General features: G+C 63.7%; 8 protein-coding genes. 5 read left to right on the forward strand and 3 right to left on the reverse strand.

Annotation, left to right across the window (positions count from 1 at the left end; all coding sequences use genetic code 11):
* Positions 1-4: 4 nt before the first annotated feature.
* From K3819_RS25830 to K3819_RS25845, 4 genes are all read left to right on the forward strand, one after another.
* On the forward strand, positions 5-715 hold the full coding sequence (locus K3819_RS25830) for an ABC transporter ATP-binding protein (protein WP_221398187.1): 711 nt from the start codon (positions 5-7) through the stop codon (positions 713-715).
* Position 716: 1 nt separating this feature from the next.
* Positions 717-1,982 (forward strand): ABC transporter permease, encoded by a 1,266-nt coding sequence (locus tag K3819_RS25835; RefSeq protein ID WP_074691637.1) that lies wholly within the window; start codon positions 717-719, stop codon positions 1,980-1,982.
* An 11-nt stretch (positions 1,983-1,993) separates the two neighbouring features.
* Positions 1,994-2,512, forward strand: coding sequence for a DUF3299 domain-containing protein (locus K3819_RS25840; protein ID WP_039772003.1), 519 nt, complete (start codon positions 1,994-1,996; stop codon positions 2,510-2,512).
* A gap of 224 nt (positions 2,513-2,736) precedes the next feature.
* Positions 2,737-3,435, forward strand: a complete 699-nt coding sequence (locus K3819_RS25845) for an OmpW family protein (RefSeq protein ID WP_085613361.1) — start codon at positions 2,737-2,739, stop codon at positions 3,433-3,435.
* A 177-nt stretch (positions 3,436-3,612) separates the two neighbouring features.
* Here K3819_RS25845 and K3819_RS25850 read toward each other — a convergent pair whose 3' ends face one another.
* Both K3819_RS25850 and K3819_RS25855 read right to left on the reverse strand, forming a co-directional pair.
* A complete protein-coding gene (locus K3819_RS25850; RefSeq protein ID WP_085613360.1) occupies positions 3,613-4,542 on the reverse strand; it encodes an NAD-dependent epimerase/dehydratase family protein in 930 nt (309 codons plus the stop codon).
* Positions 4,535-5,419, reverse strand: a complete 885-nt coding sequence (locus K3819_RS25855; protein ID WP_074691645.1) for a sugar nucleotide-binding protein — start codon at positions 5,417-5,419, stop codon at positions 4,535-4,537. The genes K3819_RS25850 and K3819_RS25855 overlap by 8 nt, the downstream gene beginning before the upstream one ends.
* A gap of 178 nt (positions 5,420-5,597) precedes the next feature.
* On the opposite strand from K3819_RS25855, the gene K3819_RS25860 reads away from it, so the two are divergent.
* Positions 5,598-9,893, forward strand: coding sequence for a DEAD/DEAH box helicase (locus K3819_RS25860; protein ID WP_221398188.1), 4,296 nt, complete (start codon positions 5,598-5,600; stop codon positions 9,891-9,893).
* Here K3819_RS25860 and K3819_RS25865 read toward each other — a convergent pair.
* Positions 9,887-11,992 (reverse strand): mechanosensitive ion channel family protein, encoded by a 2,106-nt coding sequence (locus tag K3819_RS25865; protein WP_085613358.1) that lies wholly within the window; start codon positions 11,990-11,992, stop codon positions 9,887-9,889. The genes K3819_RS25860 and K3819_RS25865 overlap by 7 nt on opposite strands.
* Positions 11,993-12,028 lie beyond the last annotated feature (36 nt).

Genomic DNA, 12,028 nt, shown 5'->3' on the forward strand with positions numbered 1-12,028 from the left:
CGCCATGACCCAAGCACTCATCGAACTGTCCGACCTGGGCTTCAACTGGCCCGGTCACCCGTCGCTGCTGGACATCCCGGCGTTTCGCCTGGAAGCCGGCGAAACCCTGTTCCTCAAGGGCCCCAGCGGCAGCGGAAAGACCACCCTGCTCGGACTGCTGGGCGGGGTGCAGAAACCCGGTCGCGGCAGCATTCGCCTGCTCGGCCAGGAACTGACCGAACTGGGTGCCGGCGCCCGTGATCGCTTTCGGGTCGACCACACCGGCTACATTTTCCAGCAGTTCAACCTGCTGCCGTTTCTCTCGGTGCGCGAGAACGTCGAGCTGCCGTGCCACTTTTCGAAGCTGCGCGCCGAGCGTGCGAAACAGCGTCACGGCAGCGTTGATCAGGCCGCCGCCACCCTGCTCGCCCACCTGGGTTTGAAGGACGAAAGCCTCCTGAGTCGCCGCGCCGATTCGCTGTCGATCGGTCAGCAGCAACGGGTCGCCGCTGCCCGTGCATTGATCGGGCAACCGGAACTGGTGATCGCCGACGAACCGACCTCCGCACTGGATTACGACGCCCGGGAAAACTTCATTCGCCTGCTGTTCGCCGAGTGCCGCGAAGCCGGCTCGAGCCTGTTGTTCGTCAGCCACGACCAGAGCCTCGCGCCGCTGTTCGACCGTCACCTGTCCCTGGCCGAACTCAATCGCGCCGCCACGTCTGCCGAGGTCTGAGATGTATCTGTTCCGTCTGGCCATGGCCAGCCTCGCCAACCGGCGTTTCACCGCCCTGCTCACTGCTTTCGCCATCGCGCTTTCTGTCTGCCTGCTGCTGGCAGTCGAACGGGTGCGGACTGAAGCCAAAGCCAGTTTTGCCAGCACTATCAGCGGCACCGACCTGATCGTCGGCGCCCGCTCGGGCTCGGTGAACCTGTTGCTGTATTCGGTGTTCCGCATCGGCAACGCCACCAACAACATCCGCTGGGACAGCTTCGAACACTTCGCCAGCAACCCGAAGGTGAAGTGGGCGATTCCGATGTCCCTCGGTGACTCCCATCGCGGCTACCGGGTGATGGGCACCACCGAAGCCTATTTCGAGCATTACCAGTACGGTCGCCAGCAGCATCTGGAACTGGCCGACGGCCGCGCCTTCGCCACCGATCCGTTCGAAGTGGTGCTCGGTGCCGAAGTGGCCGAAGCGCTGCATTACAAGCTCGGCGACAAACTGGTGTTGGCCCATGGCGTCGCGGCGATCAGTCTGGTCAAGCACGACGACAAGCCGTTCACCGTGGTCGGCATTCTCAAGCGCACCGGCACCCCGGTGGACCGAACGTTGCACATCAGCCTCGGCGGCATGGAGGCGATTCACATCGACTGGCACAACGGCGTGCCGGCCCGTGGCAACGGCCGGATCAGCGCCGATCAGGCGCGCAACATGGATCTGACGCCGCAAGCCATCACCGCGTTCATGCTCGGCCTAAACAGCAAGATTTCGACCTTCGCCCTGCAACGGGAGATCAATGAGTTCCGTGGCGAGCCGATGCTGGCGATCCTGCCGGGCGTGGCCTTGCAGGAGTTGTGGAGCCTGATGAGCACCGCTGAAAAAGCGCTGTTCGTGGTCTCGCTGTTCGTGGTGTTGACCGGGTTGATCGGCATGCTCACGGCAATTCTCACCAGCCTCAACGAACGCCGCCGCGAGATGGCGATCCTGCGTTCGGTGGGCGCGCGGCCGTGGCATATCGCAAGTCTTTTGGTGCTGGAAGCCTTTGCTCTGGCGCTGACCGGGGTGATCGCCGGGCTGGCGTTGCTGTACCTCGGCATCGCCGCCGCTCAGGGTTATGTGCAGGCCAATTACGGGCTGTATCTGCCGCTGGCCTGGCCAAGCGAGTATGAATGGACGCTGCTCGGTGGCATTCTGGCGGCCGCGCTGCTGATGGGCAGCGTGCCGGCCTGGCGCGCGTATCGCCAATCTCTGGCCGACGGCCTGTCGATCCGTTTATGAGGATGTTCACCATGCCCCGCGCCGTGCTTGCGCTGCTGTTGCTGGTCGCCCTGCCCGTGTGGGCGGCGGCGCCAAAAGACCTGACCTGGTCGGAAATGATCCCGCCGGACGCCGCGCCCGAAGTGCCGAACATGACGCCGCTGCACGACCTGTCGAAGATGGGCGACGCGCTGTCGGCGGAGTCCGCGCCAGCGGCCAAACAGGACATGCCCAACGCCCCCGTGGTGCAAAGCCTCGATGGCCAGAACATCCGCCTGCCGGGCTACATCGTGCCGCTGGAAGTGAGCGAAGAAGGTCGCACCACGGATTTCCTGCTGGTGCCATATTTCGGCGCCTGCATCCACGTGCCGCCGCCGCCCTCGAATCAGATCGTGCACGTGAAAAGCGAACTCGGCGTAAAGCTCGACGAGCTGTATCAGCCGTACTGGGTGGAAGGGCCGTTGCAGGTCAAGCAGTCCACCAGCGAACTGGCCGATGCCGGGTATCAGATGGAAGCGGACAAGATTTACGTCTACGAACTGCCGGAGTAAATCCCGATAGTTTTGTACCGGTTGATCAATAGCTTTCGCGAGCAAGCCCGCTCCCACATTTGGAATGCATTCACCTGTGGGAGCGAGCCTGCTCGCGAAGGGGTCGGCAAAGGTTCCACAAATAAACCCGCCATCACTGTTTCATTGAGCTGAGTCAAAAGACCGTATCAGACGGATTCGTACCATAGGACATCAAACATTTTTAACGTCCTTTGGGAGCTTCCATGAACAAGTCCTTGCTCAGCGCCTCGCTGTTTGCCCTCGCGCTCGCAGCCCCGCTCGCCCACGCCCACGAAGCCGGCGACATCATCGTTCGTGCCGGTGCGATCACCGTCAACCCGAAGGCCGACAGCTCCAGCGTCAAGGTCGATCAGGGTCCGCTGAGCGGCGCCAACCTGGGCGGCAAGGCGACCATGAGCAGCGACACCCAACTGGGCCTGAACTTCGCCTACATGCTGACCAACAACATCGGTATCGAGCTGTTGGCCGCCTCGCCGTTCGAACATGACGTGAAGCTCAAGGGCACCGCCCTGCCAGCCGCCAACGGCAAACTCGGCACCCTCAAACACCTGCCGCCGACCCTGAGCGTCGTCTACTACCCGCTGGACGCGAAATCGGCCTTCCAGCCGTACATCGGCGGCGGCATCAACTACACCTGGATCTACGACGAGCACGTCGGCAGCGAAGCCCAGTCCAACGGCTTCAGCAACTTCAAGGCGAAAAACTCCTGGGGCCTGGCCTGGCAGGTCGGCGCCGACTACATGCTGACCGACAACATCATGCTCAACGCCCAGGTGCGCTACATCGACATCGATACCCGCGCCACCGTCGAGAACAACGCCGTGGCCCCGGGCACCCGTGCACGGGTGAATGTGGACGTTGATCCCTTCATCTACATGGTTGGTCTAGGCTACAAGTTCTAAAGAACGTTCACGTGGTGGTGAATGAGGCTTGGTGGCGGGCAGCTCAGAACTGACGGCGATGTTACGCAATCGACCGGGGAGCAAGCTCCCTCGCTACAGGAAACAGGTTTGAAAGCCGATTTCCGGCCGTGAAAAAGGCGCCTGTCAAAAGGCGCCTTTTTCATGTCTGCGAAAAGCTCAGCGGCCGAGCAGACGGGCCAGGCCGACGTTCATCGGCGTTGGCGTCGGGCACTTGAATCGCTCCAGCAACCGGCGGTTGTTCGCCCGCGAATGACGGATGTCACCGGAGCGCGCCGGGCCATAGCTGACGGGCGGCAACTCGCCGACCACCGCTTCGAGCGCGGCCAGCATCTGCTTGAGGTTGGTCGCCTGATTCCAGCCGACGTTCACCGCACCGACGTCCACTTGCGGCTTCTCGATCGCCTGCACCAGCACATCGACCAAGTCTTCGACGTACATGAAATCCCGGGTCTGCTCGCCATCGCCGAACACGGTGATCGGCAGGCCTTTCTGCGCACGTTCGCTGAAGATGCTGATCACCCCGGAGTACGGCGAGGACGGATCCTGGCGCGGGCCGAAGATGTTGAAGAAACGGAAGATCGCCGGTTCCAGACCGTGCTGGCGGCGGTAGAAATCGAAGTACTGCTCGCCGGCCAGTTTGTCCGATGCATAAGGCGTCAACGGTGCCTTGGGCGTGTCTTCGTCAATCGACTCGCCTTCGCCGTTGTTGCCGTAGACGGCTGCGCTGGAAGCGTACAGCACGCGTTTGACGCCGGCCTCGCGCATGGCTTCGCAAACGTTCAGCGTGCCGATGAAATTGCTCTGGTGGGTTTTCACCGGATCGTCCACCGATGCCTGCACCGAAGCGACGGCGGCGAGGTGTGCGACCGCGCTGCAACCCTGCATTGCCTGTGCGACCAATGCGGCATCGGCCACATCGCCGACGATCAGTTCGACCCTGGGATTGTCCAGCGGCAGATTGCTGCGCTTGCCGGTCGACAGGTCATCGAGGATCCGCACCGAATGGCCCTTGGCAAGCAGCGCGTCAGTCAGGTGCGAGCCGATGAAACCGGCACCGCCGGTGATGAGAACGGGGCCTTCAGCCATGACGATAAAACCTATCCAGTAAGCCCGGGAGTGCGGCACGCCAGGCGCGCGGCTTGATCCCGAAAGTGTGCAGAATTTTCTTGCAGGCGAGTACCGCGTGTTGCGGTTCTTCAGCGGCATCCGGCCGCGCGGCGTGGGCCTGGGCGGTCGGCGCTTCGATGGCCAGCGGGTGCAGGCTGCGCGCTTCGGAGAGAATCGCCTGACCCAGCGCCAGCGGCGTGGTCGCCTCGTGGCCGGCGTAGTGGTATGTGCCCCACAGCGGCGCGGCGCAATCGAGTTGCTTGAGCACCGAAATGATCACCCGCGCGGCATCGTCGACCGGCGTCGGATTGCCACGCCGGTCATCGGCCAGCAGCAACTCTTCCGGCTGTTCGGCACGGGCCAGGAAGCGTCCGAGGATCCCTTCCGGGCTGTCGTCGAGCAACCAGCCAAAGCGCAGCAGCACATGTTGCGGGCAAGTGGCGCGGACGCTCTGTTCGATCCGCCACAACGCCTGACCGCGCAGGCCCAACGGCACCGGTTCGTCCTTTTCGCTGTAGGCGGTGGCGCGGGAGCCGTCGAACACTCGATAACTGGAAGGCTGCACCAGCACGATGTTGTGGTGCTGGCACAGTTCGGCCAGGCGTTCGATGGCGCGTTCCTGCCCGGCCAGACGGCTTTCACTGACGACCTCGGCCTGGAACCAGTCGAAATAGTAGGCAAGGTTGATCAATGCATCGGGACGGGTGTCGTCGAGCAATTGGGTCAGGCTCGCGGCATCCCAGCCGTCTTCGGGCGGGCGGGGGGCGAGGAAACCGATGTCTTCCTCCGCACCGAGGCGAATCAGCGCCTGCCCAAGGGCATTTCCGCCGCCCAGTAACATAAGGCGCATTCGCATAGAGTCAGCAGGCCCAGTCTGATTGGAACGATGGCTTTGGCGACGATGCTTGTGACACCGTCGTCGATAATTGCCGGAATCGTTGCATTTTGCGGGTTTAGTGCGCAACCGTCACCCGTAAAGTGTAGATCCCGAGCGGTACTTGCAACTTCGCCCACCCACCCGCATAACTGGAACCATGAATCTGCCCCTTCCCACGGACGCGGCGCTGGCAGGCTTTCACCCCGCCGTCAGCGCCTGGTTCAGCAGCACCTTCCCGACGGTAACCGCCGCCCAGGCCCGCGCATGGCCGTTGATCCGCCAGCGCCGTTCGACGCTGATCGCCGCGCCCACCGGTTCCGGCAAGACCCTCACCGCGTTCCTCGCCGTGCTCGACGAACTGGTCCACCGCGGCCTGGAAACCCCGGAAGGTCTGCCGGACGAAACCCTGGTGGTCTACATTTCGCCGCTCAAGGCGCTGTCCAACGACATCCGCATCAACTTGCAGAACCCGCTGGCCGGGATTACTGAGCAGCTACGCCAAATGGATCTGCCGGCGCTGGAAATCACCACCGCCGTGCGCACCGGCGACACCCCGCAGAAAGACCGCGCCGCCATGCGCAAGAGCGCGCCGCACATACTGGTGACCACTCCGGAATCGCTCTACGTGCTGCTCGGCTCCGAGTCCGGGCGAAAAATGCTCGGCACCACACGCACGGTGATCGTCGACGAGATCCACGCCATCGCTGCCGGCAAACGCGGCAGTCACCTGGCCTTGAGCCTCGAACGCTTGCAGGCGCTGTGTCCTGAACCACTGACCCGCATCGGTCTGTCGGCCACGCAAAAACCGATCGATGCCGTCGCGCGGTTTCTGGTCGGCCATGAGCGCCGATGCGACATCATCGATATCGGCCACGCGCGTCCACGGGATCTGGGCATCGAAGTGCCGCCGGTGCCGTTGACGGCGGTGATGGCCAACGACGTCTGGGAACTGGTCTACGACCGCCTCGCAGCACTGGCCCGTGAACACCGCACCACGCTGATTTTCGTCAACACCCGACGTCTGGCCGAGCGCCTGAGTCGACACCTCAGCGAACGCCTCGGAAAAGACGCCGTGGCCGCGCACCACGGCAGTCTGGCCAAGGAGTTTCGCCTCGACGCCGAACAACGGCTCAAGCGTGGCGAGCTGCAAGTGCTGATCGCCACCGCCTCGCTGGAGCTGGGGATCGATATCGGCGAAGTCGACCTCGTCTGCCAGATCGCTTCACCGCGCTCGATTGCCGGTTTTCTGCAAAGAGTCGGCCGCTCCGGGCACCAGGTCGGCGGTACGCCCAAGGGCCGCCTGTTCGCCACCACCCGCGACGATTTGATCGAGTGCGCCGCCCTGCTCGACTGCGTGCGCCGGGGTGAACTCGATACGCTGCACATCCCCGAGGCGCCGCTGGATGTGCTGGCGCAGCAGATCATCGCCGAGGTCAGTTGCCAGGAATGGGCCGAAGACGATTTGCTCGCGCTGTTCCGCCGGGCCGAGCCCTACGCCCGCCTTGACGAAAAACATTATCAGGCGCTGCTGGGCATGCTCGCCGAAGGCTACAACGGCCGTCAGGGCATCCGCAGCGCTTATCTGCACCGCGACGCCATCAGCCGAACCCTGCGCGGACGGCGCGGTGCAAGGCTGACGGCAGTCACCAGCGGCGGCACCATCCCCGACAATGCCGACTACAGCGTCTTGCTCGAACCCCAGAGCCTGAACATCGGCAGCGTCAACGAAGACTTCGCCGTGGAAAGCATCGCCGGCGATGTGTTCCAGCTCGGCAACGCCTCTTACCGGATCCTGCGGGTGGAAGCCGGCAAGGTGCGGGTCGAAGACGCCCAGGGCCTGCCGCCGACCATTCCGTTCTGGCTCGGCGAGGCGCCGGGGCGCAGCGATGAACTGTCGGCGGCCGTGGCGCGCCTGCACGCGCAGCTCGATCAACTGCTCAGCGCCAGCCCCGGCAACCTGCAACCTGCCCTCGACTGGCTGACCGACACCCTCGGCCTGAACCTGGCCAGCGCCGAGCAACTGGTGGATTACCTGGCCCGCGCCCGCCTCGCCCTCGGTGCCTTGCCATCCCGGGACACGCTGCTGATGGAGCGGTTTTTCGACGAGTCCGGCGGCACCCAGTTGATCATCCATTCGCCATTCGGCAGCCGAATCAACCGCGCCTGGGGCCTGGCCCTGCGCAAGCGTTTCTGCCGCACCTTCAACTTCGAATTGCAGGCCGCCGCCAGCGAAGACGCGATCGTGCTGTCGCTGTCCACCAGCCACAGTTTCGAACTCGATGAAGTCTGGCGCTACCTGCACAGCAACAGCGCCGAGCACATCCTGATTCAAGCGGTGCTGGATGCGCCGCTGTTCGGCGTGCGCTGGCGCTGGAATGCCGGGGTGGCGCTGGCCCTGCCGCGCTTCACCGGCGGGCGCAAGGTCGCGCCGCAATTGCAGCGGATGAAAAGCGAAGACCTGATCGCCAGTGTGTTTCCCGATCAGATCGCCTGCCTGGAAAACCTCGCCGGTGAACGGGAAATTCCCGAGCATCCGCTGGTGGAACAGACCCTCGACGATTGCCTGCACGAAGCGATGGACAGCGAAGGCTGGCTGCAACTGCTGCGGCGCATGGAGCGCGGCGAAGTGCGCCTGATTGCCCGCGACCTGCCGGCGCCCTCACCGCTGGCGGCGGAAATCCTCAGCGCCCGCCCCTACACCTTTCTCGACGACGCGCCGCTGGAAGAGCGTCGCACCCAGGCCGTGCTCAACCGCCGCTGGAGTGATCCGCAATCCACCGACGACCTCGGCGCGTTGGACGCCGACGCGATCAACGCCGTGCGCGAAGAGGCCTGGCCGACGCCGAACAGCGCCGATGAAATGCATGAAGCGCTGATGAGCCTGGCCTGCATCAGTGACGGCGAAGTCGAGGCCAATCCGCAATGGCGCGAGTGGCTGAATGCTTTGGCCGAAACCGGGCGAGCCTGCCGATTGCAGATCGATCCCGAGCACTCACTGTGGCTGGCGAGAGAACGCCGGACCTGTCTGCAAGCGCTTTATCCACAGGCGCATTCTGAACTGGCCGCGTTGCCCGGTTTCGACGAAGCATGGACCGCCGATGAGGCACTGATCGAAGTGATCCGCGCGCGGCTCGGCGCGTTCGGTCCGCAACCGCTGGTGGCGATTGCCGAGCCGCTGACCCTGATGCCGGCCGCTGTTCATCAAGCCCTCGCTCATCTGGAGCGCGAAGGTTATGTACTGCGCGGCCAGTTCACGCCGGGGTCGACCGTTGAAGAATGGTGCGAACGGCATCTGCTGGCGCGCATTCACCGCTATACGGTCAAGCGTTTGCGCCGGGAAATCGAGCCGGTGGCGTTGCAGGATTTCATGCGGTTTCTGTTCGACTGGCAGCACGTGTCCCCGTCCACCCGTGGTCAGGGCAACACCGTATTGCCGGCGATTGTCGGCCAGTTCGAAGGCTACCCGGCCGCCGCTTCAGCGTGGGACAGCGACCTCCTTCCGGCGCGGCTCAAGGATTATTCACCGAGCTGGCTGGATGATCTGTGCCGCAGCGGCAAACTGGTATGGACGCGCCTCAGCGCCCGGCAAAACAGCAGTGGCACGGCATTGCGCAGCACCCCCATCGTGTTGCTGCCGCGCAGTCAGGTCGGCTTGTGGAGCGCGCTGGCCGAGCAGACGCCGGTCAGCGAACTGTCGCCCAAAACCCGCAAGGTGTTCGACGCGCTGAGCCAGCACGGTGCGTTGTTTTTCGATGAGCTGATTCATGAAGCACACCTGCTGCGCACCGAGCTCGAAATCGCCTTGCAGGAACTGGTCGGCGCCGGGCTGGTGAATGCCGACAGCTTTGCCGGATTGCGGGCGCTGATCACCCCGGCGAGCAAGCGCCAGCAGCGCAGCAGTCGACGCGGGCGCGGGGCGTTTGTCGGTGGCATGGACGATGCCGGGCGCTGGGCGCTTTTGCGTCGCGGGCCGGTGGTGGAAAACCGTCAAACGGCGTTGCCCGAAACCCTCGAACACATCGCCATGACTCTGTTACGCCGCTATGGCGTGGTGTTCTGGCGCCTGCTGGAACGAGAGGCCGATTGGCTGCCGAGCTGGCGCGAACTTCTGCGCACGTTCCATCGACTGGAAGCGCGGGGCGAGATTCGCGGCGGGCGCTTTGTCAGCGGTCTGGCCGGCGAGCAATTCGCCCTGCCCGAGGCAATTGCGCTGCTGCGCGAAGTCCGCCGTCGCCCCCATGACGGCAGCCTGGTCGCGGTGTGCGGCGTCGACCCGCTGAACCTCGCCGGGACCTTGTTGCCGGGGGCGAAAGTGCCGGCGCTGGCGAGCAATCGGCTGGTGTATCGCGATGGGTTGCCGGTCGCTGCCGAGGTCGCGGGCAAGCCGCAATTCTGGGTGGAGCTGGACTCCGCCGCCATGAGCGAAATCCGCAACAAGCTGACCCGTCACTGAGTGCGCGCCTGCTCCGGCAACACCACCGACGAATGCGCCGGCGCCACCTCTTCGTCCTGTCGCTTGGGCAACAGAACCTGCTGTGGATAAGTCTGCGCGAAATGCACCCACGGGCTGTTATCCACAAGCTTTTTCAAGCGCTGATTGAACGCGCGGCTCACCGCGTATTGCCCGCCCGAGACCGTGCGGAATTGCGCGGTCAGCACCACGCCGTTCAGGTCCATTTTGTCCACACCGAACACGTCAAGCGGCCCTTGCAGGTTGTACTTGAGGAACGGGTCTTCGCGGATCGAATCCCCCGCCTCGCGGATCAGCTCGATGGCCTTGTCGACATCAGTGTCATAGGTGAACTGCACCGAGAAAAACGCGAACGCAAACTGTCGCGATTGATTGGTCACGGCCTTGATCTGGCCAAACGGTACCGAATGCACGAAGCCCTTGCCGTCACGCAGGCGCAGGGTGCGAATGGTCAGGCCTTCGACCGTGCCGGCATGCCCGGAATCGAGTACCACCCAGTCGCCGATAGACAGGGTGTCTTCAATGATGATGAACAGCCCGGTGATCACGTCCTGCACCAGTTGCTGCGAGCCGAAACCGATGGCCAGGCCGACCACCCCGGCACCGGCCAGCAGCGGCGCGACATTGATCCCGAGATTGGCCATGGTGGTGATCGCGCAGATCACCACCAGGATGATTTTGATCGCGTTGCGCAGCAGCGGCAGGATGGTTTTCACCCGGGTGCTGGGCTGACGCACCGAGCGTTTGCTGACTGGCGGTTTCAGTGCTTCCTGAATCGCCGTGTCGAGCACCACCCACAACAGCCACGTCACGAGGAAGATCAAGCCGATGCTGCTCAGCGCATTGCTGATCGCCCGACCGACCGTGCTGCTTTGCGCAAAATCGAGCAGCGACACTCCCCAGATCCGCCCGAGAATATCGATGAACGCAATCGCAATGACGATCCGCAGCAAGGCGTGCAACAGGCTGAGAAAGCGTTCCTTGTAGGCACTGCTGCGCTGGATCGCCTCGGCCCTGCGCGACTTGAAAAGATGCTGAAGAATCGTGCTGAGAAACACCGTGCCGATCAGCAGCACCGTGGTGAACAGCGCACATCGCAGGGCCTTTTGATTGTCCTCGCCGATGCCGATCAGATTGACCGCCGAGACCAGCACCATCAGCACGATCGGCCAGTACCAGAGCCCGGAAAAAATCCTCAGGGACTCCTGCAGCGACGGCTGCTTCAGGCGCTGGGCCAGCGGGCGATTGCGGATCAGGTGCGCCACCGGCCGACGCAGGCGAATCACCAGCAGGCCGAAGATGATCGACGCCAGCAGACCGGTGAATACCGCAATGCTGCTGGTGATGTTGCCGCCCAGTTGCCGGGCGATCTGCGGGCTGGTCAGGGCGTCACTCAACGCGGCGAGAAAGCCGATCAGGAACAGCGGTTTCGGGCAGTAGTCGCGGATGATCTGCACGGCGCGGCGCTTGTGGCCGACATTGAACATCACCACCACGCACAACAGCATCGACGTGGAAAATATCCCGCTGCTGGTGGCGTAGGCAAAACACAGCGCCAGCGCTCGCCCCACCGAGGCCGACAGAAAATGGCTGACGTACAGGGTCAGCGGCAGGCAGATCAGCGCGGGCAGCGTGTAGGGCAACAGGTAACCGAGCAGGTCCTGACTGCGCTGGCGGGTGCGCAGCCAGCGCCCCTCCCGCAGACGCTTGCCCAGCACGCTGCCGAGCACCGTCAACACGGCAAACGTGCCCAGCCATACGCCGGAGAGCATCAGGAAATCCCCCGCCACGCTCCAGCCGGAACGGTTCGAAGGTTGATTGACCAACCTGTCGACTTCATCCGCCGCCCGATCGGCGCGCAGGCGCCAGGCGTCGACCAGATGCTCGTTGAGATCGAGTTTTTCCTGCACGTCGTCAATGCTGGAACTGATGGCGCCGAGCAGTCCGCCCTGCACGATGGGCTCCGGTTTCGCCGGCTCTTCGCTGGCTGCCGGAACGCCCGGCAGGCTGGCGGCTTGCACTGCATGGCCGCCGAACAACAGCAATGCCCCCAATAGAATCGCGATCCTGAACCTGGTCAAAACGCAGAGCTCCCTTGGTTGAACCTGTAAGGAACT

It is taken from the genome of Pseudomonas sp. 3-2 (assembly GCF_019710535.1).
Lineage (GTDB): Bacteria > Pseudomonadota > Gammaproteobacteria > Pseudomonadales > Pseudomonadaceae > Aquipseudomonas > Aquipseudomonas pharyngis.

What these genes read in the sequence shown, in the direction of transcription:
- K3819_RS25855 (WP_074691645.1), bottom strand. Translation starts at nt 5,419, where the DNA reads ATGCGAATGCGCCTTATGTTACTGGGCGGCGGAAATGCCCTTGGGCAG.
- K3819_RS25840 (WP_039772003.1), top strand. Translation starts at nt 1,994, where the DNA reads ATGCCCCGCGCCGTGCTTGCGCTGCTGTTGCTGGTCGCCCTGCCCGTG.
- K3819_RS25850 (WP_085613360.1), bottom strand. Translation starts at nt 4,542, where the DNA reads ATGGCTGAAGGCCCCGTTCTCATCACCGGCGGTGCCGGTTTCATCGGC.
- K3819_RS25845 (WP_085613361.1), top strand. Translation starts at nt 2,737, where the DNA reads ATGAACAAGTCCTTGCTCAGCGCCTCGCTGTTTGCCCTCGCGCTCGCA.
- K3819_RS25860 (WP_221398188.1), top strand. Translation starts at nt 5,598, where the DNA reads ATGAATCTGCCCCTTCCCACGGACGCGGCGCTGGCAGGCTTTCACCCC.
- K3819_RS25835 (WP_074691637.1), top strand. Translation starts at nt 717, where the DNA reads ATGTATCTGTTCCGTCTGGCCATGGCCAGCCTCGCCAACCGGCGTTTC.
- K3819_RS25830 (WP_221398187.1), top strand. Translation starts at nt 5, where the DNA reads ATGACCCAAGCACTCATCGAACTGTCCGACCTGGGCTTCAACTGGCCC.